The organism is Arthrobacter sp. ISL-95 (assembly GCF_018613695.1).
In the GTDB taxonomy this organism is placed as follows: Bacteria; Actinomycetota; Actinomycetes; order Actinomycetales; family Micrococcaceae; genus Arthrobacter.
In genome coordinates, this window is the sequence record NZ_JAGGPR010000003.1 from 306,928 (window position 1) to 326,944 (window position 20,017).

General features: G+C 62.1%; 23 protein-coding genes. 6 read left to right on the forward strand and 17 right to left on the reverse strand.

Annotation, left to right across the window (positions count from 1 at the left end):
• Positions 1-64: 64 nt before the first annotated feature.
• From J7I86_RS03695 to J7I86_RS03705, 3 genes are all read right to left on the reverse strand, one after another.
• A complete protein-coding gene (locus J7I86_RS03695) occupies positions 65-652 on the reverse strand; it encodes a signal peptidase I (protein ID WP_309476658.1) in 588 nt (195 codons plus the stop codon).
• 9 nt (positions 653-661) lie between these two features.
• The gene (locus J7I86_RS03700; protein WP_214815654.1) at positions 662-1,381 is read right to left on the reverse strand and encodes a SipW-dependent-type signal peptide-containing protein; all 720 of its coding nucleotides are present in this window, start codon (positions 1,379-1,381) and stop codon (positions 662-664) included.
• Positions 1,382-1,582: 201 nt separating this feature from the next.
• Positions 1,583-1,930, reverse strand: coding sequence for a hypothetical protein (locus tag J7I86_RS03705; protein WP_214815657.1), 348 nt, complete (start codon positions 1,928-1,930; stop codon positions 1,583-1,585).
• Positions 1,931-2,186: 256 nt separating this feature from the next.
• On the opposite strand from J7I86_RS03705, the gene J7I86_RS03710 reads away from it, so the two are divergent.
• The gene (locus J7I86_RS03710; protein ID WP_214815660.1) at positions 2,187-2,819 is read left to right on the forward strand and encodes a uracil-DNA glycosylase; all 633 of its coding nucleotides are present in this window, start codon (positions 2,187-2,189) and stop codon (positions 2,817-2,819) included.
• 134 nt (positions 2,820-2,953) lie between these two features.
• Here the strand turns inward: J7I86_RS03710 and J7I86_RS03715 are convergent, their stop codons facing one another.
• The gene (locus tag J7I86_RS03715) at positions 2,954-3,376 is read right to left on the reverse strand and encodes a DUF3151 domain-containing protein (protein ID WP_011773312.1); all 423 of its coding nucleotides are present in this window, start codon (positions 3,374-3,376) and stop codon (positions 2,954-2,956) included.
• Positions 3,376-4,395, reverse strand: coding sequence for a class II fructose-bisphosphate aldolase (gene fbaA / locus J7I86_RS03720; protein ID WP_214815663.1), 1,020 nt, complete (start codon positions 4,393-4,395; stop codon positions 3,376-3,378). The genes J7I86_RS03715 and fbaA overlap by 1 nt, the downstream gene beginning before the upstream one ends.
• Before the next feature lie 188 nt (positions 4,396-4,583).
• On the opposite strand from fbaA, the gene J7I86_RS03725 reads away from it, so the two are divergent.
• Positions 4,584-5,669 (forward strand): hypothetical protein, encoded by a 1,086-nt coding sequence (locus tag J7I86_RS03725; RefSeq protein ID WP_214815666.1) that lies wholly within the window; start codon positions 4,584-4,586, stop codon positions 5,667-5,669.
• Between the two features lie 32 nt (positions 5,670-5,701).
• On the opposite strand, the gene J7I86_RS03730 is transcribed toward J7I86_RS03725, so the two are convergent.
• Positions 5,702-6,361 (reverse strand): TrmH family RNA methyltransferase, encoded by a 660-nt coding sequence (locus tag J7I86_RS03730; protein ID WP_309476671.1) that lies wholly within the window; start codon positions 6,359-6,361, stop codon positions 5,702-5,704.
• Between the two features lie 107 nt (positions 6,362-6,468).
• Positions 6,469-7,680 carry a hypothetical protein gene (locus J7I86_RS03735; protein WP_214815672.1) on the reverse strand — a complete coding sequence of 404 codons (1,212 nt, stop codon included), beginning with the start codon at positions 7,678-7,680 and terminating at the stop codon, positions 6,469-6,471.
• 262 nt (positions 7,681-7,942) lie between these two features.
• On the opposite strand from J7I86_RS03735, the gene J7I86_RS03740 reads away from it, so the two are divergent.
• Genes J7I86_RS03740 through J7I86_RS03755 form a run of 4 tightly spaced genes read left to right on the forward strand, consistent with a single transcriptional unit; the run spans position 7,943 to position 11,475 of the window.
• Entirely contained in the window at positions 7,943-8,764 is an 822-nt protein-coding gene (locus J7I86_RS03740) for an HAD-IIA family hydrolase (protein ID WP_214816860.1), read from the forward strand.
• A 12-nt stretch (positions 8,765-8,776) separates the two neighbouring features.
• On the forward strand, positions 8,777-9,493 hold the full coding sequence (locus tag J7I86_RS03745; protein ID WP_214815674.1) for a tyrosine-protein phosphatase: 717 nt from the start codon (positions 8,777-8,779) through the stop codon (positions 9,491-9,493).
• An 11-nt stretch (positions 9,494-9,504) separates the two neighbouring features.
• On the forward strand, positions 9,505-10,743 hold the full coding sequence (locus tag J7I86_RS03750; RefSeq protein WP_214815677.1) for a sensor histidine kinase: 1,239 nt from the start codon (positions 9,505-9,507) through the stop codon (positions 10,741-10,743).
• 48 nt (positions 10,744-10,791) lie between these two features.
• Positions 10,792-11,475 (forward strand): response regulator transcription factor, encoded by a 684-nt coding sequence (locus J7I86_RS03755; protein ID WP_214815680.1) that lies wholly within the window; start codon positions 10,792-10,794, stop codon positions 11,473-11,475.
• A 15-nt stretch (positions 11,476-11,490) separates the two neighbouring features.
• On the opposite strand, the gene J7I86_RS03760 is transcribed toward J7I86_RS03755, so the two are convergent.
• The 10 genes from J7I86_RS03760 to J7I86_RS03805 all read right to left on the reverse strand — a co-directional run bounded on the left by J7I86_RS03760 (position 11,491) and on the right by J7I86_RS03805 (position 19,943).
• Positions 11,491-12,408, reverse strand: a complete 918-nt coding sequence (locus J7I86_RS03760; RefSeq protein WP_214815683.1) for a hypothetical protein — start codon at positions 12,406-12,408, stop codon at positions 11,491-11,493.
• On the reverse strand, positions 12,405-13,658 hold the full coding sequence (locus J7I86_RS03765) for a pitrilysin family protein (protein ID WP_214815686.1): 1,254 nt from the start codon (positions 13,656-13,658) through the stop codon (positions 12,405-12,407). The genes J7I86_RS03760 and J7I86_RS03765 overlap by 4 nt, the downstream gene beginning before the upstream one ends.
• Complete coding sequence (locus J7I86_RS03770; protein WP_214815689.1) at positions 13,655-14,521, reverse strand: aminoglycoside phosphotransferase family protein; 867 nt, start codon at positions 14,519-14,521, stop codon at positions 13,655-13,657. Before J7I86_RS03770 ends, J7I86_RS03765 begins: the two co-directional genes overlap by 4 nt.
• Entirely contained in the window at positions 14,518-15,156 is a 639-nt protein-coding gene (locus tag J7I86_RS03775) for a flavoprotein (RefSeq protein ID WP_286179268.1), read from the reverse strand. Before J7I86_RS03775 ends, J7I86_RS03770 begins: the two co-directional genes overlap by 4 nt.
• Positions 15,157-15,265: 109 nt before the next feature.
• Positions 15,266-15,439, reverse strand: coding sequence for a hypothetical protein (locus J7I86_RS03780; RefSeq protein WP_214815695.1), 174 nt, complete (start codon positions 15,437-15,439; stop codon positions 15,266-15,268).
• 87 nt (positions 15,440-15,526) lie between these two features.
• A complete protein-coding gene (locus J7I86_RS03785) occupies positions 15,527-15,700 on the reverse strand; it encodes a hypothetical protein (protein WP_214815698.1) in 174 nt (57 codons plus the stop codon).
• 110 nt (positions 15,701-15,810) lie between these two features.
• Positions 15,811-16,770 carry a T3SS effector HopA1 family protein gene (locus J7I86_RS03790; RefSeq protein ID WP_214815701.1) on the reverse strand — a complete coding sequence of 320 codons (960 nt, stop codon included), beginning with the start codon at positions 16,768-16,770 and terminating at the stop codon, positions 15,811-15,813.
• On the reverse strand, positions 16,767-17,876 hold the full coding sequence (lxmK, locus tag J7I86_RS03795; protein ID WP_286179270.1) for a class V lanthionine synthetase subunit LxmK: 1,110 nt from the start codon (positions 17,874-17,876) through the stop codon (positions 16,767-16,769). The genes J7I86_RS03790 and lxmK overlap by 4 nt, the downstream gene beginning before the upstream one ends.
• Before the next feature lie 181 nt (positions 17,877-18,057).
• Complete coding sequence (locus J7I86_RS03800; RefSeq protein ID WP_214815706.1) at positions 18,058-18,972, reverse strand: ABC transporter permease; 915 nt, start codon at positions 18,970-18,972, stop codon at positions 18,058-18,060.
• The gene (locus J7I86_RS03805) at positions 18,969-19,943 is read right to left on the reverse strand and encodes an ABC transporter ATP-binding protein (RefSeq protein WP_214815709.1); all 975 of its coding nucleotides are present in this window, start codon (positions 19,941-19,943) and stop codon (positions 18,969-18,971) included. The genes J7I86_RS03800 and J7I86_RS03805 overlap by 4 nt, the downstream gene beginning before the upstream one ends.
• Positions 19,944-20,017: the final 74 nt, after the last annotated feature.

The following is a 20,017-nucleotide window of genomic DNA, read 5'->3' on the forward strand; positions in this document are numbered from 1 at the left end:
TTGCTCGGAATTGAATCATTGCGGGGGACGAATCCTTGATGGGGCGAATCCTTGATGGGGCGGGTCACCCCTTGTGCCGGGCGACCCGTTTGGGCCAGTACGCCCAGACAACCAGCACGGCCACGGCCAAGGTTGCGCCGCCGATGAAGCCGGGCCCCCTCATGGCCATCACCCAAGATCCCAGTGCCGGTACTGTTGCCAGCACCTTCTGCGCTGTATCCACTTCGTACGGCAGCGGGTCCTCGGAACTGTTCGCATCGCCCTTAAGCCTCAGGGACGCCCCGGAGCCGTCCGGCTCCACCGAAACCACCCGGTGCGTTACCAACACCCCGGATTCGGAGCGTTTCACGGATACGACGTCGCCTGGAACCAGGGACTCGGCCGGCACCTGAACGGTGAGTGACAAAGCCCCTACCGGATAGTCCGGTTCCATGGAGCCTGTCCTGAACACCACAAACGAGGCCTTGAAGATGCACCCCAGGACCAGCGCCACAATGCACAGCAACCCCAGGAGGGCCACCACGGTCAGTGCGACTTCGCGTGAGACCTTGAGGAGCCGGAACACGACGGGCCAGAAACCCGCCCCTCCCGCGGCAGGGGCCGTGGGTGGCAGCAGGAACGAGCTTCTGGTCCGGGTCAAAGGCTCTGTCACAGAGCTTGGCTAAGAGCCGGCGATGCTGGTGAACCTCCACAGCGGGATGGTCTGCTTGCCCTGAAGGGTCACATCGGTCACGGTGGACGGGAGGGTGATGGCGAAGCACACATCCACTGCGGCGCCTGCTGTGGCTGCGTCTGCACCCTTCGGCAAGGGAATGGCGGTGGTTGAGGTGGAGGACAACGGGACGCCGGCTACAGCGGAACCCACAATGTCCGTGCCGCCAGTCAAGGTTCCTGCTGCGCAGTTCTGCTTGGTGACCCCATATACGGCGCGGACGGTCAAGGCGTTGTACAGGGCCAGGGAGTTGTCAGTAGTGTCTGTAGCTGGCGCTAGTTTGACTGCCTCCGCCAACGTTGCCGTCAGCGCTTCCGAGCCCGCGGCTGCCCTGAGCTGCATGGGCGCGTAAGCCGTATCCCCGGGCTTCAGTGCGGCTGAGATGGCACCGAATGTCAGGGCGCCATCAGTGGCCGAGTCCGGCACCGTAGGAATGTTCGGCTTGTCGCTCCACAGATCATCTCCACCGCCGTTGGTGTTAGTGAACGTGTTCTGCTCCATGTGGTACGTCAAAGTACCGGGGTCGTTGTCTCCTCCGGAATTACCGAAGACCCACTCGTTATCCGTCCAGGCAGCCAAGGTGAATGCTGCACCGACGCCCAGGACAAGCCCGCCAGCAAGGAGCGCACGGACCTTCGTGGCCTTATTGGATGAAGTTTTTGCGACCATTTTTCTTACCCCCACGGTAGGTGACGCTGAGACCTGAATCTTGTGGGGTGGCCATACGGTTTCCCCCGAAACCGGTGGTTTTCAATGCCAGTATGTGCGTGGGGAAAGCCGCTTCGGGCGGGAGTGCACTTTAGGGTTAACATGTTCGACGACGGCGCTGAACTTCGACGACGGAACTCTGGACGCTGCCGCCGGCCCGCCTCAGTCGGACGAGCCGCCCGCCACGAAACGAAGCGCCGCTTCGGCAAGCGCCGGCCATTTTTGCTGCGAAGTGAAGGGCACTTCAACCCAGTCTTTGTATGGACGGTTCATTCCGGACGGATCAAACAGTGAAGCGCCCGGAAGTGCCAGTGCCAGGGCAAACGCTTGGCTGTCCCGGCCCAGCTTGAAAACCACTTTGTCTCCGTTGAGGCAGGCCAGTGCTTTGTTGCTCAGCATGAGCGATCTTGCACCGAACATTTTTCCCATCAGTACCCCGGCCGACGCCAAGTCAGCTCCCAGACCCTCAAAAGCGGCAGTGGCGGCAGCGGACGACTCCGGTTTATCCATAGGTCGCATCATCCCGCAAGGTGCCTGCCGCCGTCGAGAGCTGCCTGCCGGCAGGTGCCGCCGCCGTCGAGACGCCCGACACGTTTCCGGGCAACACGCCGCATCGCATTTAAAGGGCGCGCCGAAGAGGGCCCCGTTCACCCCCATAGTCCGGTAAGGTTAGTTAGCCCCCAACAGCACCCTTTGAGGTTCGGCTGCGGCATGCCCGCGGCGCCTCGGAACGGTGCGCTGTAACACCTAGGAGACCTAACCCCTGATGCAAGAACTGGCGACTGAATCACCCGAAGAAATCCTCTGGAACCGCCGCTACGAACCGCACATCGCCGAGGTCAACGAGCTGTGCGACTCCATCAAGGTGCAGAAGCCGGGCAGCGAGGTCCTCTACATCGACCCCGCCCACAGCATGGATGACTGCCGAATCGTCAGCCTTTTCTCCAATCAGCGCACCAACACCGGTGAGGGTTTCATCAACCCGGGAGATGAAGAAGCCAACACCCGCATGCTCGGCATGCAGTGGCAGCTGGGCCTGCGCCCCGAACTCATGATGCCGTGGAACGCGTACCCGTGGATTGAACCCTCCGAGGAACCGGGCAAGCTGACCCCCGCCAACATCACCGAGGGCCTCAAGCCGCTCCTGCGCCTCCTGCAGCTCCTTCCGCGCACCTCCGCACTGGTGGCGCACGGCAACGAGGCACACCGCCTGGCCGATCAGCTCATGAAGGCCGCACCGGCCAGCATCGCGCGCCGCGGCTTCAAGACCTTCAAGGTCCGTTCACTGGGCGGCCGGTCCTTCGCCGGAACCCCTGCCCGCCAGCAGGAATACCTGGACGCCATCCACGGCGCCTACGCCGAAGCCATGGCTCGCACGGGGATCCCCCGCAAGGCCTAATACCCACCCCTCGTTGCAGGGCCCGCTCTGCGCCCCAAACCCCCGGGTTAGCGCGCAGACCATGCCTCACAACGCACATACGACGGCGGCCCCCACCTTTTGGTGAGGGCCGCCGTCGTTGTTCGCCTGAGTTCCTAGCGGGCTTCGAGCGCTGCCTTGGCTTTGGGGTCCGAGTCGTTCAGGAACTTCTCGATCCGCTCTGGCTCTTCAGCCTCTCCGATTGCCGAGGCCGCCCGGCCCAACGCGTAGAGAGCACGCAGGAAGCCTTGGTTGGGCTCGTGCTCCCACGGGATGGGTCCGACGCCGCGCCATCCGTTGCGACGCAGGGAATCCAGGCCGCGGTGGTAGCCCACACGGGCGTAGGCGTAGGACTCGATGGTCCGGCCTTCGGCCCAGGCTTCCTCGGCGAGGATGGCCCACAGCAGAGACGACGTAGGGTTCTTGGCCACCAGGTCCAGCGCCTCGTTGCCGAGTGCCAGGTGCTGGTAGATCTCGGTTTCAGCGGGCAGGAGCGTGGGCTCCGGCCCCATCAGGTTCTTCCGGAATTCGTCAGACATTAGAAGGTCTTGCCAACCGATCCGAGCTGCTGTGCGGCTTCGACGATGCGCGCGGCCATGCCGGCTTCAGCGGAAGCGCCCCAGACGCGCGGATCGTAGGTCTTCTTGTTGCCCATTTCGCCGTCGACCTTCAGAACGCCGTCGTAGTTCGAAAGCATGTGCCCGGCAACCGGGCGGGTGAACGCGTACTGGGTGTCGGTGTCAATGTTCATCTTGATCACACCGTACGAGACGGCGTCAGCGATTTCCTGCTCGGTGGAGCCCGAACCGCCGTGGAAGACGAGGTCGAACGGGTTTTCCTTGCCGATCTTGGCACCAACTTCGGACTGGATCTGCTTGAGCAGTTCCGGGCGGAGCTTCACGTTGCCCGGCTTGTACACGCCGTGCACGTTACCGAAGGTCAGTGCGGTGAGGTAGCGGCCGTTTTCGCCGGCTCCGAGTGCCTCGATGGTGGCCAGGGCGTCCTCGGTGGTGGTGTAGAGCTTCTCGTTGATCTCGTTCTCAACACCATCTTCTTCGCCACCAACAGTGCCGATTTCAACTTCGAGGATGATCTTCGCAGCAGCGGCGCGTTCCAGCAACTCACGGCCGATCCGCAGGTTCTCCGACAGGGTCTCGTGCGAACCGTCCCACATGTGCGAGTTGAAGATCGGGTCCTTGCCGGCCTTCACCGCTTCCTCGGACGCGGCCAGCAACGGGAGGACGAAGTCCGCCAGCTTGTCCTGCGGGCAGTGGTCCGTGTGCAGGGCGATGTTGACGTTGTAGTTCTTGGCAACTTCGCGGGCGAACGCGGCGAAGCCGAGGGAACCGGCAACCATGTCCTTGACCGAAGCGCCGGACCAGTAGGCTGCGCCGCCGGTGGAAACCTGAATAATGCCGTCGGATTCGGCCTCGGCGAAACCGCGGATCGCAGCGTTCAGAGTCTGCGACGACGTCACGTTGACCGCGGGGAAAGCGAATCCGCCAGCCTTTGCGCGGTCGATCATCTCGGAGTAAATCTCTGGGGTTGCAATGGGCATGGTGACTCCTATGCTGAATTCGTCTGTGGGTTGGTAACCCTGGAGTAGACCGCTTACGGCTAGCACCCATCCTAGCGATATCCGCCGGGACGCCGTGTTTCGGGTCACTGAGCGCTCTTAACACTTCCGCCGAGTTCACACTCCACCGACTACCTCTGATTCATCAAAACGGTGGATATACTGCGGGAATGGAGATCCCCCCGAGTGCAAACAATCAGCCCCGCCTGACGCCACCTCTGCAGCAGCAAGGCGGTTCTTTCCCCGAAGGGCAACCCCGGCGGAAGCGGAAGATGATTATTGCCATCGCAGCAGGAGCAGCGGTAGTCCTCGCCGCAGCCATCGGTGGTCTGGCTCTCCTGGTTTTACCGTTGTTGTCACCGGCCCAGGACATGAGCGCCACAGCTAAAACATACTTCCAGGCCTTGATCGACGGGGACGGCGAGAAAGCCCTGAGCGTATCCGACCCCGGGGTCCCCGAGAATGAAAAAGCTCTCCTCCGGAACAACGTGTACAAAAGCGCAGGACAACACATTGACGGTTACCGGATCCTGGAGGCAAGGTCGGATTTCGTCACTGCCGAAGTCACGCAAAACGGCCGCAAGCAGGAAATCATTTTGAGGATGACCAAGACACGGGAGGGCGCGTGGAAGGTTGGGCCTAAAAACTTTCAAAAGATCCGGCTCAGTTCCAGCCGTCCCGTGAACTCGTTCACCGTTAACGGCGTCGACGTTGCCGCTCCTGACCCCGGAACCGGAGCGAGGGATTCCCAACTGCTGATGCCGGCCTTCCCCGGCGAGTACACCTTGGGCGTCTCGGGAGACAAGTACGCAACGGCAGAAGAGCAGAAGGCCTTGATCAGCATTGACCGGGCGATTTCCAAGAGTTCCGGAAATTTGAAAGTGATACCCAGCCTGCTGCTCCTGGACGAAACCCGGACACTTCTCGAGAACAAACGAAGTGAATGTACTGCCTCCACCCCGGGCAATGCATCCGAAGCGTCCAGTCGTGGTTGTTCCGGGTTCGCTCTCTACGAATACCGCCCTACCCGCAATCTGAAATGGACCATCGAGAAGGAACCCACCTTCACTCTCCTTCGTGGCGAGGACAGTTGGATCATTCAGCCGGAGAAAGAGGGCAAGGCTTCCGTGAGCTACGAAGTGAACAGCGGCCGTGATGACGCCCCGCAATGGGAGCCAAAGGTTGAGCTTGTAGCACCCAGGGTCTCTGGCGAGATCCACATCGTGGACGGAAAAGCCACCCTGGAAGATCGGTAGAAGCATCGGCCGGGCCCCTGCTGAAAGCTTGCCTAGCTGACGGGCTGCTGGAACACGTGCCGGCGGACCCAAGCATGCATGGCAATGGCCGCGGCTGAGGCCGCATTCATGGACCGGGTGGAGCCGAACTGCTCGATTGAAAGCGTGGCGACGGCGGCTTCGTGCACCTCGGGCGTCAGGCCCGGGCCTTCCTGTCCGAACACCAGCACGCAGTTCTTGGGGAGATCGTAAGTTTCCAGCGGGACCGAATCCGGGAAAATATCGATGCCGATCACCGCTAGCCCCTCCCCCTCAGCCCACTGGACGAAGTCCTCAACAGTGGGGTGATGGCGGACGTGCTGGTAGCGGTCGGTGACCATTGCCCCGCGACGGTTCCACCGCCGTCGGCCAATGATGTGGACCTCTTTGGCGAGGAAGGCGTTGGCGGTCCGCACCACGGTGCCGATGTTGAGGTCGTGCTGCCAATTCTCAATCGCGATGTGGAAATCGTGGCGTTTGGAATCCAGGTCCGCCACGATCGCCTCGTGCTTCCAGTAGCGATACTGGTCCACCACGTTGCGACGGTCACCGTCCCGCAACAGGTCCGAATCCCAGTGCTCACCTACGGGCCACTCACCCTCCCAGGGCCCGACGCCCACCTCGGCTTTCGCTTCTGCTTCGCCTTCAGGCGTGGCGTCTGGTGCGGTGTCCACGGCGGAGACGGCAGGCGTGGGCAGGGCTGTATTGGGGGGAAGGTCAGTCACCCCTCAACTTTAGCCCCGCCCGGTTGCCCGCCCGGGCGCGCTGAGCGAGACAGGTCTTAGACCATCTTCCACTTGTTGATGCGGTAGGAGTTGCCCAACTGCTCAAAGAGTCCGGGGTGGGCGTCCCAGTATTCCTTGTGTCCGCTGACGCCCAACATCTGCGGGGTGCCCCACGGTGTCACGGAGAACAGGTTCACTGCCTGAATCGCTTCGCCGCGGGCGTTGGTGCAGGTGAACCCGATGACCACAGCCGCGCCGCGGCGGAACTCACGGATTTCCGGCATGCTGGTCTTGAAATCGGAGGTGCATTTGTGGCCCACCAGGTTCTGGGGCAGCTCGCTGGCGGTCATCCCCTTGAAGCGGGTTTCAATGTCCTGGATGGCCTTCTTGACCTCTGCCGGATCCTTGCCGTACTTGCCTTCCTCGGACTCCGCAAAGAACGCGTAGGCGAGCGCGATCCCGTCGCCGTCAGTTTCGACGGTGCCTTGGGCCTTCTTCTGGATCTCCACACCGGTAGTGGGATCCTTGGTGATGCCGAACGACTCGTCATGGGTCCACTCGGCCAGGTACTGGAAGGACGATTCGCCCGAGACCCACTTGCTGAACAGTGGATCGCCGTCCGCGGGAACGTTGCTTGGCCCAGCCAAATCGTTCCACCCTGCAGGCAGCGGGATGGCATCAGCGGGGATTTCCGAAGCTGCCGAGGCTTCGCTGGAAGGTTCAGCAGACGGTTCCGCTGCTGCCTCGGATGCTTCCTCGGAGGACGTTACGGACGGCAATGGAGTATCAACGGCCGTGGGCTTGGTCATGGACGGAATCAGCCACGTGAACGTCACCACCAGCGCAATGATCACGACGACGGCGACGCCACCGAGGATGAGGAACAATGACTTCTTGTTGTGGTCGCCCGGGTTCTGGCCGGGTCCGCCGGGACCGCCAGGCTGACCCGGGTTGCCCGGCTGCCCCGGGTAGCCGCCGCCCGGCGGCGGGAAGCCGGGTTGTCCCGGCTGCCCCGGATATCCGGGTTGCCCCTGCTGGTCTTGGGGGTAGCGGTGCACGGTTTCGGCGTACTCGCCGTCGGGGTGTTGCTGGGGTTGGTTCGGTTGCTGCTGCGCTGCGAAAGCCTCAGTCTGGGCCTCCGGCTCGTACATGGGCTGCGTCTGGCCGGGCTGGTACTGGCTGTACTGGTCCTTGCCGGTGTCGTAACGCGGCTGCGGCACGCCGTCGGGGTTGTAGGGAGGCTGAGGCGCTCCGTTGTTGTTGCTCATGACAGGCCCTTTCACATGCGGTAAGTGGGGACCTGCTGGAGCGCGGCAACATGAAAAGTCCACCGTGTCGATCCCCCGACCCACGGTGGTGGCACACCAGCGCCGCAACCAGCCTAGTCCAGCCCAACGCACCCAACGCAAGTCAACAAGAGATATCCACATGGGCAGAACTTCCCACATAAGCGAACTTTCAGGATGTTGGGTCAGCAGATTGATGGAAGACTGGGAGGCAGTGCAAGAACAATTCCAGCCGGAGGCAAATATGGCAGAAGAATCCACGTCCACATCGGTGTACCGGAACGGCCACGAAATCGAATGCTGGCTTACAGACATGGACGGTGTCCTGGTTCATGAAAACCAAGCGATCCCCGGGGCAGCTGAACTCATTCAGCGCTGGGTAGACACGTCCAAGCGCTTCCTGGTTCTGACCAACAACTCCATCTTCACTCCCCGCGACCTCGCAGCCCGTCTGCGCGCGTCCGGCCTGGAGGTCCCTGAAGAGAACATCTGGACGTCCGCGCTGGCCACCGCCCAGTTCCTCAAGGACCAGGTCCAGTCCTCGGATTCAGGCAACCGCGCCTACACCATTGGCGAGGCCGGACTCACAACGGCCCTTCACGAGGCCGGGTTCATTCTCACGGACACCGACCCCGACTTCGTGGTGCTCGGCGAAACCCGTACTTACTCCTTCGAAGCGATCACCATGGCCGTCCGCCACATCCTGGCCGGCGCCCGGTTCATCGCCACCAACCCGGACGCCACCGGACCCTCCAAGGACGGCCCCATGCCCGCTACGGGTGCAATTGCGGCCATGATCACTAAGGCCACGGGCCGCGAACCGTACATTGTGGGCAAGCCGAACCCCATGATGTTCCGCTCCGCCATGAACCAGATCGACGCCCACTCCGAGACCACGGCCATGATCGGTGACCGCATGGACACGGACATCGTGGCGGGCATGGAAGCGGGCTTGCACACGGTCCTGGTGCTCAGCGGCATCACGCAGCGCGAAGAAATTGTGTCTTTCCCGTTCCGGCCTAACCAGATCCTGAACTCCGTGGCCGACCTCAAGAGCCAGATCTAAGAGGGACGACCCATGGCTGTGCTGAATCTGCGTCCCCTCGCCGGAGGCCGGATACTCAGGGGAAGCCAGCCGTTCGGCTTGGATGCCGCTGCAACGTCGGATTTCCTTACGGAGCACGGCATCCAGGCCATTGTTGACCTGAGGAGTGAGCTTGAACGCTCGTTGGTCCCGTGGCTGGTTCAAGATGATAACGACGACGGCGGAGGCGCGCCTGCCGCCGTCGTCCCGCCCGCCGTCGAGCTCATCCATAACCCGTTGGACCCGAACGCCATTGCCGGGTCACTCCAATCCGTGGAAACGGCGGAAGACCTTGGCGATCTGTATTTGGGGTGGATCCGGCTACGCCCCGAGTGGGTGGCCGACGCCCTGCGACCCGTGGCTCGTGGCAAACGCACGTTGGTGCACTGTTCACTAGGCAAGGACCGGACGGGTGTGGTGTCGGCAATCGGGCTTCTGGCAGCGGGTGGAACCAAGGACCAAGTGGTGGCGGATTATTCGGCCACCACCGCCAACCTGCCGGACGTCCTGGCTGTCATGGCGGAAACGTGGCGGCTGAGCGTCCCCTCAACACCCGCGGAGTATTTTAGCCCCGACCTCATGGTCCTGCAGAGCCCCGAAGCTGCAATGCGCCATTTCCTGGCAGGCTTTGCGCAAGAGTTCGGTGACGTGCGGAGCTTTCTCCGGGAGGCGGGCCTCACCGCCGTCGAGGTTGAATCGCTGGCTCTGTAATACTTGGGTGGATGAGTAGGACGAACTGGCTCGCTGACGTCAAACCCTTGCCTGGAGGGTGGGTTGTTCGCTCGGCTATCGTCCTGGCAACCATGCTTTTCCTGGTGTTGGGGATTCGCTGGCAACAGCACGATCTTTCGTCTTTCCGAGGTTGGTTGGAGCTGGTAGTCCCGTATCTACCGCTCCTGGCGCTCCTCCTCGGTGCAACACAAGCCGCTGTCGCCTGGTGTCTGTCTCTGGCCGTCATCACGGTCCTGGGCGGAGACGCGTCCCTTGTGGTGGCGATGATCTTCCCCACCATGGTGGTTGTGGCCTTCTGTTCCTTCCTTCTTCCGTGGAAGCTTGCCATCAATTTCTCACTGTTCGTGCCTAGTGTCTTGCTGGGTTTGTACATATCAACGCCGGAGATGGCCGACCAGCCGGCAGTGCTGCTGGCGCTTGTGGTCTTCCTTGCGGCCGCGGCGTGGCGCAGCGTCAACGTCTACCGGCATCGCTACGAGCAAAGCACACACCACATCCGTGATTTGCAGGAGCAACAGGCGCAAGTCCGCAGTGAGGAACGAACCCGACTGGCGCATGAACTTCACGACATCGTGGCTCACGACGTGACCATCATCGCCATGCAGGCGCGGCGCGCCGAGTTCGTGAACGACCAAGCAAAGACATCCCAAATCCTGGAAGGTATAGGGAATGCAGCCCAGCAGACCCTTCAGGATCTGCGCAGCCTGGTGACCCTCCTCAAGGAAGAGGAAAGGGACGAGCCGGGAGGCATTTCACAGATACCGGGCAGTGAAGGACAAGCCGCTGGGTTTCTGGACGCTCCTGCGATGTCCGGTGAAACCACTACTGCCGTTGGCTTGGTCCACGACCTCGACGGTGTTGTGGAAGCACTGGACCGCGCGGGCTTCAAGGTGAATCTGGTCGTAGAAGGCGAAGTAGCTCGAATCCCTGCAAGCCTGCGACAGGCGCTTCGCCGGACGGTCCGTGAGATGGGCACCAATGTGCTCAAACACGCCGACCCGTCCGGGGTGGTGGATCTGCGTTTGGCCGTAGGGGCGGACCGGGTGCAGCTCACATCGGATAATACAGTCTCCAACGCCGAGCCGATCATGTCTTCCCGGACCGGGCTCGAGGCAATGAGCGCCCGCTGCGAAGTGTTTGGCGGCTTCATGGACGTGGGTCTCAGCGAGGAGCGCTGGACCACCGCGGTGTCCATCCCGCTGGAAGGACTAGCCTCTTCGAATGCATGATCGCATCTGTGGGAGGATTGGCTCCGGGACTGACATTGGGGGATCAGTATGACGCGGGTTTTGTTGGTGGATGATGAGCTGTTGGCCCGGGAGATCCTTCGGGATTATCTCTCTTCCGACCCATCCATCGAGGTTGTCGGTGAGGCATCTGATGGGCGCGTGGCCGTGGTCCAGGCAGCCGCGCTTCGTCCGGATGTGATCCTGATGGATATGCAGATGCCGGTGATGGACGGCGTGGCTGCAACGGCCCAAATCCATACAGACTTCCCGGAAATCGCCATACTGGGGTTGAGCACCTTCTCCACCGATCGCTACGTGGTGGATTTACTGCGTGCCGGAGCGTCGGGATACCTCGTCAAGGACACGTTGCCCAAGGAAATCACCGCCGCCATCCACACTGTGATGGCCGGTGAGTCCGTTCTATCCTCCAAAGTGACACGGCATGTCGTGACAGGGCTCGCGGGGTCCGTTCCGGCTGAAGTTATTCCGGACCCCAAGCTTGTGGACGCGCTGACCAAGAAGGAGCTTGAGGTGATTCAGCTGCTCGGACGGGGAATGAGCAATCGCGAGATGGCTGCAGAGCTCTTCGTGACAGAATCCACCATCAAAGCACGGTTCGTGAACGTGATGGAAAAGCTCGGTGTGAGGGACCGGGTACAGATTCTTGTGGCGGCCGTCGAGGGAGGCCTGGTGGACCTTAGCCCCGGTTCGCGGACAGGTTTGGATTCCTGAGGATCAGGGACCACCCTAGCTGCGCCCCAAGATCTCCCTGATGGGCCGAACCAAGCCTTCCATCGCCTTCTCTACAGCAGCTGGGGTCACATGGTCGAGGGCAGCATCCGGATCACGGACGAGCTCGCCGCCCCATCCCATCACCTCGTAGTGGGCAAGGGAGCGGGCCAAGTCAAGAGGTGACTGCCACGCGCGGTTCAGATTTGTCCGGGCAAATTCCCGGGCCTGCTCCACGTCTTCCAAGTGTTCCGCCACTCTGTATTCGGCAACTGTCGAAAGCGCCGTTTCCAGAACGGCCGAACCGTTGGGCCGGGATGCGATGACTTGCCACGTGACTGTGGGCGTGGCGTCGCGCAGCCCACGGCCGGATTGAAGGATCGCATGGTATCCGGTCTTTTGGATTGCGTCGGGCAGCAGAGTTCCAGGGCCTCCGGAGATCAGGCAAATGGCCAGAAAAGTTGCGGCGAACCCGACGTCCGCTGCCGGGTCCTGGCCAATGACGATTGTTTGTTCAAATCCCTGTGCCGTGGTCTGCTTCATGGTGCTCCGGAACGATGGCTGAGGAGGATGTAGGCCTTCGCCCTCTCCCTCCGAAAGACCGTCTTCAAGACCGTCCAGAACGTCGGCGGAACCGACAACAGCAAGTACGGGATCACCAAATTCCTTTGTTCCGGAGTGCTCGGCGTTGATGACCTGTTCGATCCAACTCCGTACAGCACCCTCCGGAAGGGTCGCAGTCATGACCACGGCACCATCAGCCGGCATCCACGTCATGGCAACCGGCTGGTTGGCTGGTCCGCGGTGTTCCCCGGCCCGGGAAACGGCGCCGCGAAGGCGCTGGACCCCGTCAGAAGGAGTCCGCCAGCCCATTGACACGGTGCTGAAGCGGGAACGCCGGTCGACCTGGCCTAGATATCGGCGAGTGGTGATCATTGGACAGTCTCCTCGGAAGGCTGGACGGTCAGAGACACTGAGTCCTGACCGGCGAGACGCTGTGCCGCGATGGTGACCAAGGGCCTCAGGCGCACGGCGTCGTCGGATATTTCGGCGAGGGCCTCCGCCAGCCCAGCGGCGAACAGCGGTGTCCCCCTCAACAGCACGTCGCGCGTGACGGTCCGGGCGAGCCGTCGGTCATCATGGATGAACCTCTCCATCCGGAGTACTGAGCGACGGGCCGCAAGGATGATGGATGCATCATCAGCGATCGCCAGCGCCCGGAATCTCTCGGAGGGATCGATGGCCTGTCCAGTGTCGTCGACCAGGACAAACAGGTCGTCCCGGGCCAGGTCCCCTGGCCCGAACAGGCCGGCGCTGGCATCGAGGCCATCTTGCTGGGACAGCAGCTCAGCTGCCATCAGGTCACCGAGCAGATCCGTGCACGGAGAGTCCCCAAACGCTGCCGCCGTGGCAGAAAGTACGCGTGTGGATCTGGCCCCGGTGTAGTAGACCGTGGACGTCGAACCACCCCTGCGGGCGGAGTCTTGCAGCGTTGGCACAAAGGGCGCTTCGGCTGTAATTCCTGAGAACGGCGCGGCCAGCAACCGGAGCGTCTTCAGCGGTTCTTCCGATGTCACGGCCGTCAGCACGGCCGCGGAGGGACGGTAAAGGCGGCGATGAAGTGCTCGTAATTTTTCAGGGGTAACGCGGGTTGCGAGGTCACTATCGCCGGTGCCGTCATGGCTATTTGGGTGATCCGCCCAATAGCGTGCGGTCAGGTGCGGCCAGGGCAGGACTCCCCCGGGAGCGGGAGCCAGACGCTGTGCCCGTTCAGTGGAGACCGCGACTATTTGCTCAGTTAGCTGGTGTTCGGTTAGTGCTGGATGGAATACCTGTTCGACCAAGCGATTGGAGATCTGTTCAAGGTGTCCTGTGGGACCGGACTCGTAGAACTCGGAGTAGTCCATATGAGTGTTCCCGCCGAGGATTCCCCCGGCTCTGTGAACGGAAACCTGCCGTTCGGACGCCGTGATGTTCTTGCTGTCCTGGTAGACCATGTGTTCAAGGAGGTGCAGCATACCCTCCTCCCCCGGCATTTCATGGCGCATTCCCGCCGGCACACCGAGACTCACGGACAGGATGCGGGCCGAAGGATCATGGATGGCGATCAGCCTTGTTCCGGTGTCCAATCGCATGCCGAACACAGTGCGGCCATCCAGTGTGCCGAGATTTGCAGGGGCAGTCATCGCGACTCCCGGGTGGTGTCCATGTGCGAGCCAGCCAGGCGAAGCAGTGACTTCGCCTGGGCTTCTCCTGCGCCGGCATAGTGGTGCCAGTCGTAGGCATGCTGGGCGATTCTGAAGGCCAATGCGGGGCCAATCTGGGTCGGCCCGGGAACTGCTCCGCATGTTTCCAGGAACCCGTTGCGCATTTCGTCGAGGGCTGGCCGGAGCGCAGGGTGGAAAGCATGCAGTTCCGCCATCTCTCCGAGCACCCAGGCGATGTCGTAAGCGGGGTGGGCAAGTCCGACGTCCTCGCCGGTGAGAAGCGAGCCGGCGGCACCATTGGGGGTCACCACCCAGTGGGCCATCCCGGGATATCCGTGAACCACCACCCGGTCAGGGCTGGAAAGTATGGAATTGATCCAACGGCGGATCTCAAGCAACCCAAGTTCGCCCAGGACTTCACGCGCCGGCTCCCATGTCCCTTCCAGCCAGGCCTCCGAGCGCTGGACGGTTCGTGGGGTACTTTCAGGGAAGTCGCCGACGATGGACGCGCTGTCATGGAGACAGTTCAGGGCAGTTCCCCAGAGCCGCCCGGCTGCCCTAAGGTTCGCGGGCTCTCCTGCGGTGATGAGGTCCAAGACCGTGGATCCTGCGGGTGTGGAGTACGATCGGTGGCGATCACCACCGACTCCCACTACCAGGAGGTCATCATCGGGGACAGAGTCGATGCTGACCGGCAGGGATGAGAAGGGAATCGGCGCTCCAATTCCGAGGCTGTGCACCCATTCATAGGACCTTCCGACCTCGTAAACACCCGTGGACAGCAGGTCGGTCCGGGTGGAACGGATGAAGGATTTTTGCCGGGAATCCATCGCGGCGTTCATGCCGTAGCCGCCTCTTTGGTCAGTCCCGCACGCAGGAGCCGTTCCTCTTCCAACCGGCGCATCACGGCGGGGAACGACGGCGGCACCCAGGCCAAGGCGACGTCGCTGGATTCGCTGGGGCCAGGGACGGGGTCGATGACCAGGAAATTCTCCGGCATCCGCAGTTTCTTGAGGGTCTCGGAAACGATCGGGTTCTCCAAGGCCCGCGGCGGCAACGCCGGAGCGATGCAGACCTGGGCTTCCGTAGTCATTGCTGCCAACAACGACGGCGAATCAGCGATGCCATGAGCCAAGCGCGATGAGTAGTCCAAGGTTGCCGGGTAGACCAGGATGAGGTCTGCCCACTCTGCCAATTCGATGTGTGCAGCTATGAGTTCTTCCCCCCAGCTATCGGCCTGTACACGGGATTTCAACCTGGACTCAATGCTGTGACGGGTGATGAAGCGCTGCGCGGAGTCCCTCATGATCACTTTGAACTCTGTTTCCGGTGCGGCGGAAACTGCCCATTCAATCCAGAAGGGCATCACTTGGGTGACGGCCGAGCCTGTGAGGATCAGGGCAACCTTGGAGTATCCGAAGGCTTCGAGGGTGAGGTCCGCCCATATCGGACGAGGACTGCTGTCGGTGGTGGTCATGGCAGGTCTCAGCATTCAGGAGGGTGGGTGGGACAGAAATGGGTCAGGAGGCGCCAGCGTGATGATGTTTCCACCATCTCGCCGGCGCCTTCCCCGTAGTCTGGTCTGCCTAGCAGCCCATGGTCAGGGTTGCGCCGATGATCACCCCTGCACAGAACGGCGTGGTGGCCGGTGCGTCGGTGGCAGCGTCGCCGCCGAGCTCGTCAGCAGCCGTAAAGGTGCTGTGCGCCCGGGCCAGGTCGGTGAGGTTGGCCTGCGGAATGCCAGTGATGGTGTTTGTCATGATGGTGTCTCCTTTTGATAGCCCCACGTGGTGGGTGCGTCCGGGCCTGCGAGTGAATGAAGCTTTTGTTGCGGTGTTGCGCGGTACTTAGCAGCCAGCACCGAGTGTGGCGCCAACAATGATGCCGATGCACAGCGGGGAGGTTGCGGGGGCTTCGGTGGCAGCGTCGCCGCCGAGCTCGTCAGCAGCTGCGAAGGTGCTGTGGGCGCGTGCGAGATCGGTCAAGTTGGCCTGGTGGATGTTAACAACTGCGTTGGACATGGTGTCTCCTGTTTTGTTTGCTTCCCACTGCGTGGGAATGGGTTTTCTTTCTGGGTTCCTCATGGGAGGTCTTTGGGTGCCGGTCAGGGGCAGGTTACTGCCCGGATACATCACTGGCCCGCGTTGTATCCGGGTCGGTGAGGGTTGATGTAGGCCGTTTGCGCTTCGTCAACCCAAATGGGCTCGAGCTCGGTTCCCTCCACAGACGCGCGGAGAAGTGCGTCTGCCAGCACCCGTGAGCGGTGCTGCCCGAAGCTGAGTCCCCGGTACGCCGGTCGCGGATCCTTTGGTTCCATGGCAAGTGCCAGGCGGTCGCCGACGTTGTGGGTGAAGACTGACACAGGAGTGTCTTGCGCGGCCAAGGACTTGAGGGCAGGACGTATAAGGGAAGCTGCAGCGTCGGAATCGTTGGTATGAAGGTAAATGACCATCGCGTCACTGCGCGGGAAAGCCCGGGATGACGAGAGGGTCTTTACTTGGTGACTTAGCCTGCTGGCGGCCAGGGCTCGAAGAACTTTCGGCCACACTTCAAGCGCTTCCGACGCCTCGGCGCAGGACACGTAGAGCCTTGAAACGGCCGCAGGGGTCACCGAACCGTGGGCCCCGAGTGCCAGGAGGAAACCGGGGGTGGACCGGCTTCGCCAACTGGGAACACGCACCCCCACTATTTCGTCCAAGGGGTTGCGTACCAGCGCCTCCGCCGGAAAGATGACCTTCACCCCGGAGAGCTCCACCACGTGGTTCGGAACGCCTTGGACGGACGTCCCTGCCTGCGTCCTCGCCGACGCTGATTGGATAACGCTGCGGTGCGGGATGGCATCAATAAGTGCCGCAGCAAGATCCTGGTGTCCCGTTCCTGGCACGGTCTCGATGCCTGGGTGCCCGACGTGGAGATGCGTGTAGATCGCTCCAGCGAGTTGCGAACGCAACTCGCTGTGGCTGGTGGCTCGAAGCGTGGTGGAGTCTATTACGGCGGTGAGCTTGTGGGCATCAACCGAAATCCGGTGTTCCAGCAATGCCAGGACCTGTCCGAAGGAAGTCGGTGTTGGAGCGTTGAGTGTGACGGTCATCGGGGTGTCCTTTCAAAACCGAGCGCGCTGACGTAGTGGCTGGGTGAAAGCAGCGCTTCACGCCCTACGCCCGCAGCAGCCCGTTCGATACCGGGCAGCCGGGACACCATGGGAGCCCTGGTGATGGTTCGGTCCACAAGGTGCCATCCCAAGTGGGCAGTAGCCCGAACCGGCAGGTCCGGATCTTCGTAATCGGCATGATCGGCATAGGAGGTCCACATCCGGCGGACTGACGGAACAATGGCTGCCATCCGCTCGGCGATGCGTACCGACGCGGTCTCGTCGTCAAACCTGGCAGGGGGTGCGGAGGCTCCACCGCGGGTGGTGACCGTGTCCAGGACCGCCCGGTAGATCCACTCGCCCGCCAGCATTCCAAGATCCCGGGCAGGATCGCCGAGTCCGAACTCTTCCCAGTCAAGGACACAGAGTCTCCCGTTGTGCAGGTGGAACTGGTCAAGGCGCAGGTCGCCGTGGATGGGACGTTTCTGGTGCTTCCGCTCGGAGGCCCTCAGCCTGCCCGCAGCGGCAACCAGCTCCCGGTCATTCTGCAGTTCTGCCCAGAGGGCCATCTCCGCCACTGTGAACTCAAGATAGCGAGCGTGGGGAATGCCAACCGCGAGCATTTCCACCGGCGGGCTTGGAGGTGTGGAGCGCTCCAACCCAAATGCGGGCCCGGCGTGGAGCCGGGCGAGCAACGCGCCTGCTTCTTCCGGAAAGGTGTCCGGCATGGACTCCTCCACCAGCAGGTGCGCCAGGCTTGTCCCGGGGCAGTGCTCGAAAACAAGGAGTCCGTTCTTCGTGTCGCTACCGATGAGCTGTGGCGTTGGCGGCGCAAATTCAGGGGACTGCTCGGCAAAGGCGGCGAAGGCAACCGACCGGCCGAAAGCCATCGGGCCGGAAGCTTTCGCTGAGATCTGCTTGACGAAGACCTTTTCCCCGCTCCGCAGCCTCATGTTCCATGTGCCATTGCGGCCTGCGAAAGCGGCCGGGGCGATGTCTGCCACTGCTTCTCTGCCGTGGCCAGCAAGGACTGCGGTTGCCAGGACTGCTGCGCGGCGGGCCGTCGGAGTCGTGGACTGCGGGTGGGGAGCTGTGGCGGTCATCATGAGGGTCTCCATCAGAGCAGCAGGGTGGTTACCGCATAGGCGGCCAGAATGCCGACAAGCAGAAGGGCTATGTTGCGGATGAGCTTCTTGGTGGCCAGTGACTGGTTGCGCTTGTTGTCAGACATGGTTTTTCCTATCTAGGGCCCGACGAGCCGGGCCCGTGAACTATGTGTGGAGCTGGCTAGGCCATCTCGTCGGAGGTCAGGGACTGTTGCAGGGAAACCCGTGAGCCGGTACGCAATGCGTTGTTCCGGTAAATCACGGTGGCTAACCAGAACAGAGCGGGAATCGCTGCCAGCGATATGCCGGCGGCCAGCACCATCTCCCACGTGGATACGTCTTCCAAGGCGAAGCGCATCGGCATGAGGTAGGAGGAGAACAGCGGCACGAAGGAGAGACCTTCCAGCCATGGGTTCCCCATGTTCATTGGCAGGACGTAGAGCGAGACCACCAAGAGCACCATTTGCAGTACGGACAGCGGCATGACCGCAGTGCCCAGGTCCTCTTGCCGGGAAACCGTCGAGGCGAGAGTTGTGTTCAAAGCCGCGAATATCACGTAGCCCAAGAGGAACCAGAGGAGGAACCACAGCAGGCTCGGTCCCACGGCGACGTTGATGAGGGACCAGCCCCCCACAACACTGAACCCCACCACAGCGGTGCCACCGATCGCCAGCAGTTGGACAAGGGTGACCAGCCCAATGCCGATCATCTTTCCGGCCAGCAGCGGGACGATGCCGATCTTGGTCAGCAGGATCTCCACGATCCTTGACGACTTCTCCTCCACCACCCCGGAGGTTAGGCTCGATGCCGAGTAGACCAGGGATGCCAGTAATGCGCTGATCATGGCGGTGGCGAAGATGGCCCGAGGGTCAAAGCTCATTGCCCCGGCCCCGCCCATTGAGTCCACGAGGAACCATCCGCCGATCCCGGCAACAGCGCCGGCGAAAAGGGCGAGAAGCCCTGTAGCAGTGAGTATGGTTCGGTTGCCCAGCCGGGTAAGGATCTCGCGCCGTATGATCAGGCGAGTCTCGCGTAGTCCATTGCCGGTAGAAGGAGCGGCGTTTCGGGTTGTGCGATCAAATGTTGTTGTGCTCATTGCGATACTCCAACTTTGTCGAGGGAGCGCTCCGCCCCCGGGGTGATTCCTGGATCGGGCAAAATGAACTTGCCGGCAAGCAGGTCTGCCAATGACCTCTGTGCTGACACAATGCTCTTCAGCCCGCCGTGCCGCTGGGCTGCTGCAAGGATTTCGCCCGGCACGTCCCGCCCTGAGCCGTCCACCGAGACGAGGACCGTAGTTCGGTCGGATGCTGAAAACTCCACGTTGATGCCCCGGGTCATCGAGGCTTCAGCGGCGAACGAATCTGCTGCGCGGGAGAAGCCGAGCCGCCAGCGGCTCTTTCCGTCGTCCTGCAGCTCCACGACGCTACCGCTGGCCGTTACACGACCGCGATCAAGAATGCATACCTTGTCGCACAGGCGCTCTACGAGCTCAAGTTGGTGAGAGGAGAAAAGTACCCCGACGCCCCGGTCGGCTTGCTCCCGGATGAGTCGGGACATTGTTTCGACGGCGATGGGATCCAGCCCCGAGAATGGCTCGTCCAGCACCAGCAGTGCAGGGTCCCCCACCAAGGCCACGGCCAGCTGGACGCGCTGCTGATTTCCCAAGGAGAGGTCCTGGACCAATGCCTGCTCACGGCCTTGCAGGCCGAGCGAGGCGATGAGTTCATCTGCCACCACACGTGCGGCGTCGGGTTGGTGCCCTTCCAACAGGGCGAAGTGGATGATTTGGTCCCTCACCGGCATCTGCGGATAGAGGCCTCGTTCCTCGGGCATGTACCCGATGCGCCTCCGGTCCTTGGCCGTGATGGGCAAGTCTTCCCAGGTCACTTCGCCGTGGTCCGGGGTCAGCAAACCAAGGATCACGCGCATGGTGGTGGTTTTACCTGCACCGTTGCCGCCGATGAATCCCACGATCTCCCCGCGATGGACTGCGAGGTCCACATCGTGGAGGACCCTGCGGTTACCGAAGCTGCGGCTGATGCCCGTGAGCTTTAGGCCATTCATACTTCGCTCCTCGAAATTCGTTCTTATTTCCTGTCAAGAACGACGCTACGGAGGACCGGGCATTTCCACCCTGT

Bases quoted from the DNA above. Each gene is read 5' to 3' on its own strand.
- J7I86_RS03700 (WP_214815654.1), bottom strand. From the start codon at position 1,381: ATGGTCGCAAAAACTTCATCCAATAAGGCCACGAAGGTCCGTGCGCTC.
- J7I86_RS03705 (WP_214815657.1), bottom strand. From the start codon at position 1,930: ATGGATAAACCGGAGTCGTCCGCTGCCGCCACTGCCGCTTTTGAGGGT.
- J7I86_RS03710 (WP_214815660.1), top strand. From the start codon at position 2,187: ATGCAAGAACTGGCGACTGAATCACCCGAAGAAATCCTCTGGAACCGC.
- J7I86_RS03715 (WP_011773312.1), bottom strand. From the start codon at position 3,376: ATGTCTGACGAATTCCGGAAGAACCTGATGGGGCCGGAGCCCACGCTC.
- fbaA (WP_214815663.1), bottom strand. From the start codon at position 4,395: ATGCCCATTGCAACCCCAGAGATTTACTCCGAGATGATCGACCGCGCA.
- J7I86_RS03725 (WP_214815666.1), top strand. From the start codon at position 4,584: ATGGAGATCCCCCCGAGTGCAAACAATCAGCCCCGCCTGACGCCACCT.
- J7I86_RS03735 (WP_214815672.1), bottom strand. From the start codon at position 7,680: ATGAGCAACAACAACGGAGCGCCTCAGCCTCCCTACAACCCCGACGGC.
- J7I86_RS03740 (WP_214816860.1), top strand. From the start codon at position 7,943: ATGGCAGAAGAATCCACGTCCACATCGGTGTACCGGAACGGCCACGAA.
- J7I86_RS03745 (WP_214815674.1), top strand. From the start codon at position 8,777: ATGGCTGTGCTGAATCTGCGTCCCCTCGCCGGAGGCCGGATACTCAGG.
- J7I86_RS03750 (WP_214815677.1), top strand. From the start codon at position 9,505: ATGAGTAGGACGAACTGGCTCGCTGACGTCAAACCCTTGCCTGGAGGG.
- J7I86_RS03755 (WP_214815680.1), top strand. From the start codon at position 10,792: ATGACGCGGGTTTTGTTGGTGGATGATGAGCTGTTGGCCCGGGAGATC.
- J7I86_RS03760 (WP_214815683.1), bottom strand. From the start codon at position 12,408: ATGATCACCACTCGCCGATATCTAGGCCAGGTCGACCGGCGTTCCCGC.
- J7I86_RS03765 (WP_214815686.1), bottom strand. From the start codon at position 13,658: ATGACTGCCCCTGCAAATCTCGGCACACTGGATGGCCGCACTGTGTTC.
- J7I86_RS03770 (WP_214815689.1), bottom strand. From the start codon at position 14,521: ATGAACGCCGCGATGGATTCCCGGCAAAAATCCTTCATCCGTTCCACC.
- J7I86_RS03775 (WP_286179268.1), bottom strand. From the start codon at position 15,156: ATGACCACCACCGACAGCAGTCCTCGTCCGATATGGGCGGACCTCACC.
- J7I86_RS03780 (WP_214815695.1), bottom strand. From the start codon at position 15,439: ATGACAAACACCATCACTGGCATTCCGCAGGCCAACCTCACCGACCTG.
- J7I86_RS03785 (WP_214815698.1), bottom strand. From the start codon at position 15,700: ATGTCCAACGCAGTTGTTAACATCCACCAGGCCAACTTGACCGATCTC.
- J7I86_RS03790 (WP_214815701.1), bottom strand. From the start codon at position 16,770: ATGACCGTCACACTCAACGCTCCAACACCGACTTCCTTCGGACAGGTC.
- lxmK (WP_286179270.1), bottom strand. From the start codon at position 17,876: ATGATGACCGCCACAGCTCCCCACCCGCAGTCCACGACTCCGACGGCC.
- J7I86_RS03800 (WP_214815706.1), bottom strand. From the start codon at position 18,972: ATGAGCACAACAACATTTGATCGCACAACCCGAAACGCCGCTCCTTCT.
- J7I86_RS03805 (WP_214815709.1), bottom strand. From the start codon at position 19,943: ATGAATGGCCTAAAGCTCACGGGCATCAGCCGCAGCTTCGGTAACCGC.